Here is a 14,937-nt window from a genome sequence, read left to right on the forward strand (position 1 = left end):
GCTCTGGTCATGTCTTGTTCTAGTCGTTGGCTGCCTTGGCGCGGCGGCCGGTCAGGCGCTCGCTGATCTGGGAGGCGGATTCGACAACGGCTGCACCCAAGGCCTCCGTGTCGGCAGGCTCGATGCGGGCGCGGGGTGCCGCAATCGCAAGCGCACCGACAGCGGTACCGCGCGCACCAAGGATGGGTGCCGCGACGGAAAAAACGCCGTCTTCATAGCCCTGTGCGCCGATGGAATAGCCGCGGGCACGGGCGGCCGAGACCAGCTCCCTGACTGCCGCCGGGTTGGTCACGGTATGCGGCGTGTAGGAGACCAGCTTGCCGCCCAAGGCCGCATCCATGACGCGACGGTCGGCAAAGGCCATGAAGGCGATGCCTGAAGCCGTTGCATGCAGCGGCAGAGTTTCTCCGACCGGCACGGCGACACGGTTGGCCTTGCTCGATTCCACCACATGGACCGAGATCAGTCCTCGACTTGAATGTTCGGAGAAATGTACGGTCTCGCCGGTTCGGGCAGCCAATGCCTCAGCGATGGGAACGGCGGTTCTCAAAAAGGGGAACTGCGCTTCGCGCATCAGGGCGAGACGCGCCACGCCAATGCCCAGCCGGTACAGACGGCTGCCGCCGTCCTGCTCGACCAGCCCCTGGTCCATCAATGCCAGAAGGAGACGCCGGGTCGTCGCCTTGTCGAAATCGACTGAACGGGCGAGATCCGCCAGCGTTCTTTCCGGCTCGCCCTGTCCCAGCACCTCCAGCAGGGACACGGCCTTGGCCACCGTGCTCATTGCGTTTGTCTCTCCTCCAGATACTTAACGCGCGAATTAACTTGACAGGTGCCGAGCATCTTTGCAAGTCTATATTCGAAATGTCGTTTTAAATAATGAAACGAAAACAGGCCTTTCGGCCATTCGGCATTTCATTGGGCTTTTTTGGCCCCGCTTCGCGGGGACGGGCTTGTGGGCCCCGCCAGGCGGGGAAAGGAGGAGGACTTCATGACAACCGTAGTGGAATCCGGTGAAGCCAATCGGCTAAGAAAGAACAGCCTTGGCGTTGGTGCCGTAACGTTTCTGGTGGTTTCAGCCGCCGCGCCGCTGACCGCGGTGGCAGGTGGCGTGCCGCTTTCCATGCTGATGGGCAATGGCGCCGGCATTCCCGGCACTTTCCTGATCGTGACCGCCGTTCTGCTGATCTTCGCGGTCGGCTATGTCGCCATGGCTCGCCATGTCACCAATGCCGGTGCCTTCTACGCCTATACGGCCAAGGGCCTCGGTGGTGCGCTGGGTGGGGCTGCGGCGCTGATCGCCATCCTGTCCTACAATGCCATGCAGATCGGCGTCTTCGGCATGTTCGGGGCTGCCACCGCTGGACTGTTTGCCGGCTGGGGCATCAATCTGCCCTGGTGGCTTTGGTGCTTCATCGGCGTCGCTCTGGTCGGCGTGCTTGGCTATCGTCGCGTCGACCTGTCGGCCAAGATCCTCACCGTTCTGGTTCTGCTCGAATATCTGATCGTGCTGGTGGTCGACCTGGCCATCCTGTTCAAGGGCGGCGATTCCGGTCTCAGCATGGCGCCGTTCACGCCGACGCAGATCCTGAGCGGCGCACCCGCCATCGGACTGCTTTTCTGCTTCGCTGCTTTCATCGGTGTCGAAGCGACCACGATCTATTCCGAGGAGGCGCGCGAGCCGCACCGCACCGTGCCGCGCGCCACCTACATCTCCATCCTCATCATCGGCGTGTTCTACATGTTCACGTCCTGGCTGATGGCGAATGGCGCGGGTGTCGACAAGCTGGTGCCGTCGCTGCAGGCGCTTCAGGATCCGACCACCTTCCTGTTCACGCTTTCGGATCGCTATGTCGGCTCGGCGGTGACGCAACTGATGAGCATCCTGTTCGTGTCCAGCCTGTTCGCCGGCGTGGTCGCTTTCCACAATGGCGTCGCCCGCTACTTCTATGTCGCCGGCCGCGAAAAGCTCCTGCCGCAATCGCTTGGCGTCACGCATCCGGTGTTCAAGAGCCCGCATGTCGGCTCGCTGATCCAGACGGCAATCGCCTTCCTGGTGATCGCGCTGTTCGCCGTCACTGGCCAGGATCCGGTGCTGGCCTTGTTCTCCTGGCTCACCAATGTCGGCACGCTGGGCATCATCACGTTGATGGCGCTGACGTCCTTCTCCGTGCTTGCCTTCTTCAGCCGCAACCCGTCGCTCGAAGGCAATGTGCTGAAGGCCAAGGTGGCACCGGTCATTGCCGGCCTGGTGCTTGCCTATATCATCATCCAGATCGTGGCGAACTTCGGCAGCCTGTCGGGTGCATCGGGCACGCTGTCATGGTTCCTGCCGTCGCTGGTGCTGATCGCGGCAGTGCTTGGCCTGGTGCTGGCTCTCGCCCTCAAGAGCAAGGATCCGGTTGCCTTCGCCCAGCTCGGCAACGAGGTGAAAGGATAGAGGCGGCGCCATGACCTATGCGGACAGCATAACCGTCGAGGCGCTCGAAGCCGATCCTTATCCGATCTATGCGGAGCTCAGGCGCAGCGCACCGGTGGCCTATGTTCCGGCTGTCGACCTGTGGTTCGTCACGCGCTGGAAGGATGTCGAGACGGTTGGCAAGACGCCGGATATCTTCTCGAATGTGGTTGGCACCTCTCCGGTGGAGCGTTCCTTCGGCAAGCCAACCATCCTCACCACCGATGGGGAGGTTCACAGGGAGCTGCGAACCGGTGTTGATCCCAAATATCGTCCCCGTACGGTCGCCGGCTATGCCGGCGATCTGGTGCGCGGCATTGCCGACCCCCTCCTGGATGAACTGGCCAAGCGGGATTCGGCAGAGCTGATGGCCGAATACTTCGAGCCAGTCTCGACCCTGGCGCTTGCTCATTCGATGGGGCTCCATGACGTCGATGTGCCGACGCTGAGGCGCTGGTTCTACGGGCTGGCGCAGGGCGCCATCAATTTCGAGAACGACCCGAAGCGCGACGAGATCGCCGATGCCGTCAGCGCCGAGGTGAGCGAAATTGTGAAGCCAACGCTGGAGCGATTGGCTCGCGAACCCGACGACTCGGCATTTTCGCATATGTTGCATGACGGCATGCCGCCCGGACAGACGCGGTCGATCGACTTTCTGATGCCGACCATCAAGGTCATCCTTTTGGGTGGCATGCAGGAGCCGGGTCATGGCGCTGGTTCGGTCCTTGCCGGCCTGCTGACGCATCCCGAGCAAATGCGGGCCGTACTGGCCGATCCTGACGGACTGGTGTCGAAGGCGGTGGACGAAGGTCTGCGCTGGATCGCACCGATCGGCACGCAGACCAAGCAGACCACGCGTGCGATCGAGCTTGGCGGTGCGACGATCCCGGCTGGCGCGCCTGTTGCCGCACTGGTCTCGTCGGCAAACCGTGACGAGAGCCGGTTTCCAGACCCCGACCGGTTCGATATCCGTCGCAATCAAGGCAGCCATGCCGCCTTCGGCTTCGGTCATCACTTCTGTTCGGGCCGCTTCTTCGCGCGTGAACAGATGTGCCTGGCGGTGGCCTTGCTGCTGGCCCGGTTCCCCAATATGCGACTGGCAGACGGCGACACCCCCGTATTCCGGGGGTGGGAATTCCGCGCGCCAACCGCGCTTCATGTGACATTCGGAGACAAGACCTGATGGACCAGGCCACGATCGACGCGCTGCGGCAGAAGCCTGTCGCAGCGCAAAAGCTTTTCATCGGCGGGGTATTCGCCGACAGCCGGGACGGAGAAACGCTTCCCGTCATCTCACCGATCGACGGCACCACGCTGACCTCGATCGCCGATGCCGGAGCGGCCGATGTCGATCGTGCTGTGGCCGCCGCACGCGCTGCTTTCGAAAAGGGTAGCTGGTCCCGTGCGGCGCCGGCCGCGCGCAAGAAAGTGCTGCTGAAACTCGCCGATCTGATCGAGAAACACGCTCTCGAACTGGCCGTGCTTGGTGTGCGCGACAACGGCACCGAGATCGGCATGGCCTACAAGGCCGAGCCTTTGTCGGCGGCGGGCACGTTCCGCTATTACGCCGAGGCCATCGACAAGGTCTATGGCGAGATCGCGCCGACGGCGCCGGACGTGCTCGGCCTCATCCATCGGGAGCCGCTCGGTGTCGTCGCTGCCATCGTGCCGTGGAATTTCCCGATGATGATCGGTGCCTGGAAGGTGGCGCCGGCACTTGCCGCCGGCAACAGCGTGGTGCTGAAGCCGGCAGAAGTGGCATCTCTCACGCTGCTGCGCCTGGGCGAGCTGGCGGCGGAAGCCGGCCTGCCGGAGGGTGTTCTCAACATTGTCACGGGACGTGGCAGTGTGACGGGCGAGGCACTTGGCCTGCACATGGATGTCGATGCCATCGTCTTTACCGGCTCGGGCGGGGTCGGGCGTCGGCTGCTCGATTATTCGGCGCGCTCCAACCTCAAGCGGGTGCAACTGGAACTTGGCGGCAAGTCGCCCAACGTCGTCTTTGCCGATGCGCCAGATCTCGATATCGCGGCCAAGGTTTCCGCAAACGGTATCTTCCGCAATGCCGGCCAGGTCTGCGTCGCCGGCTCGCGATTGCTCGTCCAGTCGTCGATCTATGACGCCTTCGTGGAAAAGCTGGTGGCGGCAACAGTGAAGATGAAGGTCGGCGACCCGCTCGACATCAAGTCGGACATCGGCGCGGTGAGCAGCATGGAACAGCTCAAGAAAGATCTCGGCCACGTGGCGACGGCGCTGGACGAGGGCGCGCAGCTGGTCTCAGGCGGCCGCCGTATCCGCGAGGAAACCGGTGGTTATTACATGGAGCCGACCATCTTCGGTGGTGTTGCTCCCGGCATGACCGTGGCGCGCGAAGAGGTGTTCGGCCCGGTGCTGGCCGTGCAGCGCTTCGAGGACGAGGCGGAAGCCGTGCGGCTGGCCAACGGCACTGTCTATGGGCTCGCTTCGGCGGTGTGGACATCGAACCTTGCCCGCGCGCACCGCATGGTGCGGGCGATCCGCGCCGGGGTGGTGCACGTCAACACCTATGGCGGCGCGGACATGACCGTGCCGCTCGGTGGTTTCGGCCAGTCCGGCTTCGGCCGCGACAAGTCACTGCACGCCTTCGACAAATATTCGGACCTGAAAACGGCCTGGATTTCGCTGGCATAGGGGCTGATGGCGCAAGTGCGGTCCTTCAGGATCGCGCTTGCGAGTGTTCATGTTTTGTTCTATTTTGAGTGTTTCGACCCTGCGAATTGGGCGAAACATGTCCCAAGGTGTTTTCGATTTCGGCCAGTCAGAAGGTCCGCCTCGGCCCAAGAAACCCGAGCGACTGATCCTGATGACGTTACTCGAAATGCCGATCGCCAGTCAGGCGCTGGAGATCGCGTCCGAGATACAGACGGCAAACGGGTTCCAGGCGAAGTTGCGTCCGCTGACGCACCTGCACATCTCGCTCCAGCACATCAAGGACGACAGACGTTTGCGCGAAAAGTATGTGTTTGCGGCCAAATGCGCTGCGAATTCCGTTAGCACTGATGCGTTTGACGTCTGTTTCGATCGTATCGTCACCTTTCCCGGTGGTCGACCGGACAGGCGAGCAACAGTGCTTCTGGGCGGAAGCACGTCGTTGAAGGATTTTCAGCGTCGGCTTGGTGTTGCGCTTATCTCCAACGGATTGCGCGGCGCGCTGAACTTCAATCCGCATATCACGCTTTTCTACAGTTCTCGCTCAGTTGCCCCGCAGCAGATCGGTCCCTTGCGTTTCACCGTTCGAACGTTCTCGCTCGTTCACAGCGAGCGAGGGCTGACAAAATACAACATTCTCGAATCATGGCTGATGCAGGCGAAGTGGCACTAAAAGGCATAGCCTTTGGTTCGATGGCTTCCTAAGTTGGTCCGCGCTATGTGATGCGACCTGAACGTTGCATCGCCATCGCGGAGGAGAGGATGGATTTTTCGACGGTCGACCGCACCTATGCCAAGGCGCGTACGGGATTTCGCCTGGAAATACCCGAGCATTTCAATTTCGCGTTCGACGTCATCGACGACTGGGCCAAGCGGGACGACCGCACAGCGGTGATCGCCGTCTCGCGCGACGGCGAGACCATCGAGCGCATTGCCTATTCGCAGCTTGCGGAAAGTTCGAACCGCTTCGCCAATGCCTTGCGCAAGCTGGGTGTCAGAGCGGGCGACTTTGCCTGCCTCGTCATCGGCCGCGTGCCGGCCTGGTACACGGTGCTGTTCGGCTGCATGAAGGCGGGCGTCGTCTCGATGCCGGGCACCAACCTGCTGACCGCGCACGACATCGCTTATCGCGTCAACCACTCGAAGGCCACGGCGGTCATCGTCACCTCCGAGCATTGCGCCAAGGTCGACGCCATCCGCGCCGAATGCCCGACGCTGAAGACCTTCATCGTCGTCGATGGCGAACGCGACGGCTGGCTGTCGTTCGACAGGCTGCTGGCTGAGGCTTCGCCGCAGCTGGACCGCAAGGATTTCCCGCCGAACCGCGCCACCGACATGATGATGGCCTATTTCACCTCCGGCACGACCTCGCTGCCGAAGATGGTGCCGCGCGACCACGGCTATGCGCTCGCCCATGTGGCGACCGGCCTGTTCTGGATGGATCTCAGGCCGGGCGACGTGCACTGGTCGCTGACAGACACCGGCTGGGCCAAGGCGGCCTGGGGCATCCTGTTTCCGCAGTTGATGCTCGGCACGCCGGCGGTACTCTACAATGGCGACGGCGCCTTCGATGCCGACATGCATCTGAAGCTGATCGGCAAGCTCGAGGTGTCGACCTTCTGCGCGCCTCCGACCGTCTACCGTCTGTTCGCGCAACAGGATCTGAAGCGCTACGATCTTTCCAGCCTGCGCCGTTCGCTGGGGGCGGGCGAGCCGCTCAATCCCGAGGTGATGCGTATCTGGAAGGAGGCGACCGGCACGACGATTGCCGATGGCTATGGCCAGACCGAGACCATCAACATCGTCGCCAATTTCCCGGGTGAGGAAGTGCGGTTCGGCTCAATGGGCAAACCCGTGCCGGGCTATGATGTCGACGTCGTCGATGACGACGGCAAGCGCCTGCCAGACGAGGAAGTCGGCCATATCGCGGTCAGGGTCACCGACCCACATCCAGGCGGCCTGTTCCACGGCTATTATACCGGCAAGGCGCTGGACACCGGCTCGTTCCGCAATGGCTGGTATTATACCGGCGATACCGCGCGGCGCGACAAGGATGGCTATCTCTGGTTCGTCGGCCGTTCCGATGACCTGATTTCATCCGCCGGCTACCGCATCAGCCCGTTCGAAGTGGAAAGCGCGCTGATCGAGCACAAGGCGGTCGCCGAAAGCGCCGTCATCGGCAAGCCCGATCCGACACGCGGCCAGATCGTCAAGGCCTATGTGATCCTGGCAAAAGGGTTCACGGCGTCGGATGACCTCGCGCGCGATATCCAGGAGTTCTGCCGCAACCTGACCGCGCCCTACAAATATCCGCGCGAGATCGAATTCGTCGACGCGCTGCCCAAGACCATCTCCGGCAAGATCCGCCGGGTGGAGCTCAGGCAGGCCAGCAAGGAATAGGCCGTTATTTCGAAGGTCGCGAATTCGGTCGAACTGGAGGTGCGTCCTTCGAGGCTCGCCCGCCCCGGTTGTGCAATCTATCCAAGGTCGTGCGGGCTCACGCCTCAGGATGAGGACCGCTGAGCGGCCCGGAACCATCGCTGGAGTGCGCCGGCACCGACGGCCCTCATCCTGAGACGCGAGCCCGCAACAAGCTTGAGGTAGGGGTGCGGATTTATACGGGCGAGCCTCGAAGGACGCACCAGGGCCATCAAGCCGATTACGCGTCGCGGTCGGTGAGCGCGATGTGGCAGCAACCGCTGCCATGGCCGGGCGACCAGGTGACGTTGTCAAAGCGCACGCCTGTGGCCTCGAACAGGCCGCGGTCGAAGGCACCAGCAATGCGGCAGAGCGTGGTGAGCTGTTCCTCGCCGACACCGGCCTCGACCCAGGCGTCCTTGAGCGGGCAACGCTTCACTTTGAAGGCGATGCGGTCCGGCGCCCGCTCGACATCGGTCGGATACATGCGCCCGTCATCCGGGCTGACAGACAGGAAGGCCTCGCCGATGGCGCGTGCGTCATTGGGGCCGAACTTGCCGAACGCCACAGTCGCTACCTCCTGGCCGCGTTTTTCGATGGCGCGCACCATGATCGCTTCGGCCTGCTCCGCGCCAAGTTCTGTTGTGAGTTCGTCCAGCATGAGCCGGTAGAGATCGGCGCGGTTGCGGAAGGCGGAATCGAGTTCGCGCGCAAGTTTTTCCGCGCGGGCCTGAGGATCGGTCATGATCAGTCCTGTGTTCTTATCAGTCTGGGCACAGCGGAAACCAGCGCCTTGCCGATGGTCGATTGCGGATTGTCGATGACGGCACGGGCATCGCCTTGCTCGGCGATACGGCCGCCCTCAAGAAGGACGACGCGATGCGCGAAGGCGCGCACCACGCCAAGGTCGTGGGAGACGAACAGATAGGCAATGCGTCCGGTACGCTGCAGGTCGAGGAGCAGTTCGAGGATCTGGCCGCGCACCGAAACGTCGAGCGCCGAAACGGCTTCATCGAGCACGATCAGGGATGGGTTTGTGGCGATGGCGCGGGCGATCGCCACGCGCTGGCGCTGGCCGCCGGAAATCTCGTGAAGATGGCGACCGGCGAGATCCGGTGACAGGCCGACGCGTTCGAGGAGGGCTGCAATGCGCTCCGGTCGTTGACTGCCGCCGGCAAGTCCATGGATGCGCAACGGATCATCCAGAACACGGGCGATCGTCGCGCGCGGATTGAGTGCGGCAAGCGGATCCTGAAACACCATCTGCAGCCGGGCACGCTGGGCGCGCAGCGCCGCGCCGCGCAAGGCAAGAAAGTCTCCGCCTTCGAAATCCACCTGGCCGGCATCGGGTTCGATCAGCCGCAGGATCAATCGGGCGATGGTGGATTTGCCGGAGCCCGAAGGGCCCGCCAACGCCAGCGTTTCGCCGGGCGAAATGGACAAGGAGATGTCGTCGGCGGCAGTGACGGTTGTTCCACTGCGGTGGAACCGTTTGCTGAGTCCGGAGACGGCAAGCAGCGGCTCAGACATGGCCACGTTCCGTGGGGACGATCATTGGCGCGGCGTCGAGGCCGATATGGGCGTCCAGCAGCTTCCTGGTGTAGGCATGCCGAGGGTTCTGGATCACAGCGTCGGCGACGCCCAATTCGACCATCTCGCCGTTGCGGAAGACAGCGATGCGGTCGGCCAGTTCCGCGGCAAGCGCGATGTCATGGCTGACGAACAGCAACGCCATTCCGTCCTCGACCACCAGTTGCCGGATGAGCGCGACGATATCGGCCTGCACAATGGTATCCAAGGCGCTGGTAGCTTCGTCGGCGATCAGCAATCTGGGCCCGGCGGCGATGGCAGCGGCAATTGCCACGCGCTGTCTTTGTCCGCCGGACAACTGGTGCGGATAGGCATGCAGCGCGGTGTCGGGGTCTGGCAATCTGACGCGTCGCAACAGATCGAGTGCGCGACCTTGCGCCTGCGCCCGACTGAGGTCGAGATGGGTGCGGGCAACCTCTGCGATCTGCCGGCCGACAGCCATCACCGGGTCCAGGCTCGCCGAGGCGTCCTGGAAGACGAAGCCGATGTCGTGGCCACCACTTGGCGGCTGCGGCTGCCCCGACCACAGGATCGTGCCTTTCACCGCCGCGGTCGGCGGCAACAGCCCGGCGATGGCAAGCGCCAGCGTGCTCTTGCCGGAACCGCTTTCGCCGATGATCGCCAGCCGCTCGCCGGCGGCGATCTCGAGAGCGATGTTGCCGAGCGAAAGTGAAGTCGCGTTGCGCTCATAGGAGACGGACAGGTTGCGGATCGAGACGAGAGGGCTGGTCACGACAGCCTCTTCCTGACTGCAGTACCTTCGACCACACCTTCGCCGGCGAGATAGACACCAAGCACGGTCAGCACCAGCGCGATGCCGGGGAAGATCGAGAGGAACGGTGCCGAACGCAGGACGGTACGGCCCTCCGCGATCATGCCGCCCCAGGTGACGCGGTTGGGATCGCCGAGCCCGAGGAAGGAAAGCGCGGCCTCGATCAGGATCGCCGATGCGACGATGACGGAGGAGAGCGCGAGCACCGGCGGCAAGGCATTCGGCAGCACTTCGCGCAAAGCGATTTCCAGCGGATGCATGCCGATGACCCGTGCGCCGGCAACGAAGTCGCGTTCGCGGATGGAAAGCACTTCGGCGCGTGCGACGCGAGCCGGTCCGGTCCACGCGGAAAGGGCGATGGCGATAACCACCACAGTAAGGGATGGGCCGACGACGCTGACGAAAGCCAATGCCAACAGGAAGGATGGTACGGTCTGGAAAGCGTCGGTGATGCGCATCAGCGCCTCGTCGACCATGCCGCCGGCAAAGCCTGCCAATGTGCCGACTACCGCGCCAACGGCGATTGCCGCCGCCGCCGCGGCAAGCCCGACGGCCAGCGATGTGCGGGCGCCATGGAAAAGCTCGGCCAGTACGTCGCGGCCGAGACGATCGGTGCCGAGCGGCAGCGACCAGTCCTGGAACGGCGGCAGCAGCGGTGCTCCCTTGATGGCGAGAGGATCGCCCGGGAAAAGCATGGAAGCTGCCAGCGCCATGACCGCGAGTGCGGCCAGGATGCCGAGTCCAACCAGTGCTTCGGGGACGTCTAGAAACCGCCTCATGCGCCGGCCTCGCTGGCACCGACGCGCGGGTCGAGAAAGGCGTAGGCGATATCGACCAGGAGATTGATGAAGACGACCAGGATGGCGCTGACCAGGATGATGCCGAGCAGCAGCGGCGTGTCGCGCAGCGCTACGGCTTCCTGCGCCAGCCTGCCGAGGCCCGGCACGGAAAAGATGCTTTCGATGACGACGCTGCCGCCCAGCATCTGGGCGGACTGCAGGCCGAGCATGGTGACCAGGGGCAACAGTGCATTGCGCGCGACATGGGCCAGCACGATGCGCTGGCGGCTCAACCCCCTGGCGCGGGCGGCGCGTATGAAATCCAGCCGCCAAACCTCGGCCATGCCGGCGCGCATCATCCTGAGATAGAGCGCCAGATAGATCACGCCGAGCGAGGTCACCGGCAGGACGAGGTGATGGGCGATGTCGGCTGCACGCGCGAAGCCGGTCTTGCCGGAGGCGATCGTCTCGAAACCGGAGATCGGGAACCAGCGCAGATCGACGGCAAAGACGATGACGAGAACCAGCGCCAGCCAGAAGCCGGGAACCGCATAGAGCGCCAGCGATGCCGTCGACAGGAAACGGTCGCGCAAGCTGCCGGGGCGCGCACCGGCATAGATGCCGAGCGCCGAGCCAAGGCAGAAAGACAGCGCGGTCGAGGCACCCATCAGGATGAGCGTCACCGGCAGGCGTTCCAGGATGACGTCACGAATCGGCCGTGAGAAGGCAACCGACTGGCCGAGATCGAGATGCAGCAGTGCCCACAGGTAGTTGGCCAGCCGTGTCGCCGCGGACTGATCGAGCCCCCAGCTCTGCCGCATCGCCTCGACGAGGCCAGCATCGCCGCCGGTCGATACGAGATAGGCGTCGACCGCATCGCCGGGAGCCGCCTCGAGCAGGAGGAAGGTGCCGACAACGACGATCAGAAGCACGAAGATGGAGCCGACAAGCCGCCGGCGCAGGAGGAGGAAGGCACGCGACATGAGCACAAAACTTCGAGGCCGGAGACGCCAGTCTATCCGCTGGCGGCTGACGACCTCAAGCACCGATCCAGATTACTTCGCCAGCCAGGTGTCCGCCCAGTTCGACACTGCCCAGCGCGGGTTGTCGGCGATGTTGCCCACCTTGTCGCTGGCAACCGAAATGAAAGTCCAGTCGGCAACGTTGATGAAGGGCAGGTCTTCGACCACCTTCTTCTGGAACTCCTTGTAGAGATCGGTACGCGCCTTCGCATCCAGCGTCTCGGCCGCCTTGGCGATGATGGCGTCGATGTCGGCGCTCTTGTAGCCGCCCTGGTTGGAGAAAGGTACGCCGTCGGGAATACCGCTCTGCGCCAGGATGGTGGTGGAGATCGCCGGGTCGCCGCGGAAAACTGGCGGGCCGACCGCGAGGTCGAAGGCATGATCGGTATAGACCGCTTTGATGTGTGCCGCCGAGTCGTTGTTGACCAGCTCGGCGTCGATGCCGATGGCCGCCAGCGCCTGGCGCAGATAGTCGCCGAATTGCTTGGTTTCGTTGAAATAGGGAGCCGGCAGCAGCTTGAGCTTGAAGCGCTTGCCGTCGGCACCGGCCTTGTAGCCGGCCTCGTCGAGCAGGGCGTTGGCCTTGGCGACGTCGAAGGCATAGGTCGGCACGTCGGAGGTATAGAACTGCTTGTCGTTCTTAGGCACCGGTCCGGAGGCGGTTTCCGCGTAGCCGAGGAAGATCGTCTTGACGACAAAATCCTTGTCGATCGCATGCGCGATCGCCTGCCGTACCTTTACGTCGGCCAGCTCCCTGCGGCGGTGGTTGATTTCCACGACGAGCTGATAGGTGAGGCCCTCATAGCCCTTTGTGACGACCTTGAGGCCCGGCACCTTGGAGATACGGTCAAGGTCAGCCAGCGGCACGGCCGAGAAGGCGGCGAGCTGGATCTCCTCGGCCTCCAGCGCATTGGCCGCCGCCGAGCGATCCGGCAGCACCTGGTAGACGATCTCGTCGAGATTGGGCTCGCCCTTGCCCCAGTAGGCCGTGTTCTTTTCCAGCCGGTAATACTGGCCGGCCTTGTGTTCGGCGAACTTGAACGGACCCGTGCCGATCGGCGCGGTGTTGGCCTGATTTTCCTCGATCTTGCCGTTCTCATAGATGTGCTTGGGCACGACGCTGGTCAGCGCAGGCAGCGCGTTGCGGATCAGCTGGAAAGGCGTCGGCTTGGCGAATTTGAAGATGGCGGTGTGCTCGTCCGGCGTTTCGACCGCTTCGAGGTCCTTGAAGACGACGCGGCCGAGGTTCTGCAACGGCTTCCAGATCTGCAATGCCGAAAAGGCGACATCGGCCGAGGTGAACGGCTTGCCGTCATGCCATGTCACGCCTTCGCGTAGCTTGAAGGTGACGGATTTGCCGTCCTCCGACCCTTCCCAACTCACGGCGAGGCGGGGGCTGAGGCCATCCTTGCCTTCATAGTCGGCTTCGGCAAGCGGCTCGACAATTTTGGAAGAGATGAAGAAGACGCCGTTGGAAGCGACGATCGCCGGGTTCAGATTGCGCGGTTCGGAATCGGCCGCGACCGTCAGGCGCCCGCCTTTTTGCGGTTCCTGTGCCCAGCCAATGGTGGGGAGGGCGGTCGAGGCGAGCAACAATGCGGCGCCAGAAAGCACCGAGCGTCTGGTGAGGCTGAAATCCGACATGACTGACCCCCAAAAAATTACCCGCAAGGCGGGTGCAACAGTTCCGGGCAGGCCTTGGCGCCTGCTTCCACAACACGGATTATGACCTTTGTCGGCTGTTTCGCCAGAGAAGGAATTGGCGCAAAAGGCCCTGGCGTTGAAATTTCCGTCCGCTGGACCAGCCACAGTTCCGGTCAAAAACGTTGCGGTTTCGCGGGGCGCGTGAGACAGCAAAGCAGTCCCAATTCGTCAACGTGAGGTGAGATGCCGATGTCCTCAGCGCGTGATCGTCTTGAAGCTGTTCTGTCGCGCCTCGCGGAGCGGGCTGCCGGCGAGAAGGTGTTCACCAAGCTCTATCCCGATGTGGCCCGCGCGGCGGCCGACGTTGCCGACGCTCGACGGAAGGCCGGCATCCGGCTTGGGCCGCTCGACGGCGAGATCGTCTCGATCAAGGATCTGCTCGATGTCGGCGGCGAGCCGACGCTGGCCGGTTCGCTGCTTCGCCGCACCGCCCCACCAGCGCAGCAGGATGCGCCTGTGGTACAGCGACTGCGCCGGGCCGGCGCCGTCATCGTCGGCAAGACCAATATGACCGAATTCGCCTTCACCTCGCTTGGCCTCAATCCGCATTACGGCACGCCGGGCAATAGCGCCGACGCCGGGCGTATTCCAGGCGGTTCTTCATCGGGCGCGGGCGTGTCGGTGGCGGAAGGCACCAGCACCGTTGCGATAGGGTCGGACACCGGCGGATCGATCCGCATTCCGGCGGCGCTGAACGGCGTTGTCGGCTTCAAGCCGACGGCGCGCCGTGTACCCTTGGATGGCGCCTTCCCACTGTCCTTCGCATTGGATTCGCTCGGGCCTCTGGCGCGTACCGTTGCTGAATGTGCTGCGACCGATGCCGTCCTGGCCGGCGAAGAGCCTCTGCCGCTCCTGCCGGCAAGGCTAGATGGCCTGCGCGTCGGTATTCCACGCGGCTACCTGTTCAGCGATACCGAAGAGCCGATCGTGCGGGCCTTCGAGAATGCGATCCGCGAGCTGGAGCGGTCAGGCGCGCGCCTCTTCGACATTGCCATAGACGACCTGGTCGACGCGATGAATGAGGCCACGCAATATGGTTCGATCGCAGGCATGGAAGGGGCCGCCATTCACGCCGATTGGCTGGAGGCTGGAACGGATGTGCCGGTCGATCCACATGTCAGCGTGCCGTTGGCCCGTTATGCCAAGGCACCCGTGCCGATCTACATCCGCACCATGCGCAGTCGCGCCGGGCACATTGTCGAGATGGACCGCAGGTTGGTCGATTTCGATGTCCTGGCGCTGCCGACCGTGCCGATCATGGCCCCGTTGATTGAAGCGGCGATGGCCGATCCGAAATTCGCGGATCGCATGGAAGGCTTGCTGCTGCGCAACACCGAGGTGTTCAACTATTTCGATCAGTGCGCGATCTCGTTGCCGATGCCGGGCACCGTTTTGCCATCCGGCCTGATGCTTGTCGGTCGCCACGGAGACGACCGCCGCCTGCTGGCGATTGCCGCTGCGGTCGAGGCCTTGCTCAAGGCCTGAGCCGTCCCAGGTGGAAGGCAG

At 63.5% G+C, this 14,937-nt stretch carries 13 protein-coding genes; 6 read left to right on the plus strand and 7 right to left on the minus strand.

The genetic code is table 11. From position 1 onward, the window contains the following. Positions 1–19 precede the first annotated feature (19 nt). On the minus strand, positions 20–784 hold the full coding sequence (locus tag ACFWYE_RS20880) for an IclR family transcriptional regulator (RefSeq protein ID WP_379114011.1): 765 nt from the start codon (positions 782–784) through the stop codon (positions 20–22). A gap of 207 nt (positions 785–991) precedes the next feature. Between ACFWYE_RS20880 and ACFWYE_RS20885 the strand changes: the two genes are divergently transcribed. The 5 genes from ACFWYE_RS20885 to ACFWYE_RS20905 all read left to right on the plus strand — a co-directional run bounded on the left by ACFWYE_RS20885 (position 992) and on the right by ACFWYE_RS20905 (position 7,546). After that, complete coding sequence (locus ACFWYE_RS20885; RefSeq protein WP_379114013.1) at positions 992–2,440, plus strand: APC family permease; 1,449 nt, start codon at positions 992–994, stop codon at positions 2,438–2,440. A gap of 10 nt (positions 2,441–2,450) precedes the next feature. Then, positions 2,451–3,641 (plus strand): cytochrome P450, encoded by a 1,191-nt coding sequence (locus ACFWYE_RS20890; RefSeq protein WP_379114015.1) that lies wholly within the window; start codon positions 2,451–2,453, stop codon positions 3,639–3,641. Further along, positions 3,641–5,128, plus strand: coding sequence for an aldehyde dehydrogenase (locus ACFWYE_RS20895; protein ID WP_379114017.1), 1,488 nt, complete (start codon positions 3,641–3,643; stop codon positions 5,126–5,128). Before ACFWYE_RS20890 ends, ACFWYE_RS20895 begins: the two co-directional genes overlap by 1 nt. Before the next feature lie 97 nt (positions 5,129–5,225). Further along, entirely contained in the window at positions 5,226–5,819 is a 594-nt protein-coding gene (locus ACFWYE_RS20900; RefSeq protein WP_379114019.1) for a 2'-5' RNA ligase family protein, read from the plus strand. Positions 5,820–5,908: 89 nt separating this feature from the next. Beyond that, positions 5,909–7,546, plus strand: a complete 1,638-nt coding sequence (locus ACFWYE_RS20905; protein ID WP_379114021.1) for an acyl-CoA synthetase — start codon at positions 5,909–5,911, stop codon at positions 7,544–7,546. Between the two features lie 259 nt (positions 7,547–7,805). Here ACFWYE_RS20905 and ACFWYE_RS20910 read toward each other — a convergent pair whose 3' ends face one another. From ACFWYE_RS20910 to ACFWYE_RS20935, 6 genes are all read right to left on the minus strand, one after another. Next, the gene (locus ACFWYE_RS20910) at positions 7,806–8,309 is read right to left on the minus strand and encodes an L-2-amino-thiazoline-4-carboxylic acid hydrolase (protein ID WP_379114023.1); all 504 of its coding nucleotides are present in this window, start codon (positions 8,307–8,309) and stop codon (positions 7,806–7,808) included. Positions 8,310–8,311: 2 nt separating this feature from the next. Then, entirely contained in the window at positions 8,312–9,094 is a 783-nt protein-coding gene (locus ACFWYE_RS20915; RefSeq protein ID WP_379114025.1) for an ATP-binding cassette domain-containing protein, read from the minus strand. Then, positions 9,087–9,887: an ABC transporter ATP-binding protein gene (locus ACFWYE_RS20920; RefSeq protein ID WP_379114027.1), complete on the minus strand. Its 801-nt coding sequence runs from the start codon at positions 9,885–9,887 to the stop codon at positions 9,087–9,089. Before ACFWYE_RS20920 ends, ACFWYE_RS20915 begins: the two co-directional genes overlap by 8 nt. Continuing rightward, positions 9,884–10,705, minus strand: coding sequence for an ABC transporter permease (locus tag ACFWYE_RS20925; RefSeq protein ID WP_379066473.1), 822 nt, complete (start codon positions 10,703–10,705; stop codon positions 9,884–9,886). Before ACFWYE_RS20925 ends, ACFWYE_RS20920 begins: the two co-directional genes overlap by 4 nt. Beyond that, positions 10,702–11,688 (minus strand): ABC transporter permease, encoded by a 987-nt coding sequence (locus ACFWYE_RS20930; protein ID WP_379114029.1) that lies wholly within the window; start codon positions 11,686–11,688, stop codon positions 10,702–10,704. Before ACFWYE_RS20930 ends, ACFWYE_RS20925 begins: the two co-directional genes overlap by 4 nt. 72 nt (positions 11,689–11,760) lie before the next feature. Further along, a complete protein-coding gene (locus tag ACFWYE_RS20935; RefSeq protein ID WP_379114031.1) occupies positions 11,761–13,371 on the minus strand; it encodes an ABC transporter substrate-binding protein in 1,611 nt (536 codons plus the stop codon). A 249-nt stretch (positions 13,372–13,620) separates the two neighbouring features. Between ACFWYE_RS20935 and ACFWYE_RS20940 the strand changes: the two genes are divergently transcribed. After that, positions 13,621–14,916, plus strand: a complete 1,296-nt coding sequence (locus ACFWYE_RS20940; protein ID WP_379114032.1) for an amidase — start codon at positions 13,621–13,623, stop codon at positions 14,914–14,916. The last annotated feature ends 21 nt before the right edge of the window (positions 14,917–14,937 follow it).

Origin of the sequence: Mesorhizobium sp. NPDC059025 (assembly GCF_042739655.1) — a bacterium.
Classification (GTDB): domain Bacteria; phylum Pseudomonadota; class Alphaproteobacteria; order Rhizobiales; family Rhizobiaceae; genus Mesorhizobium.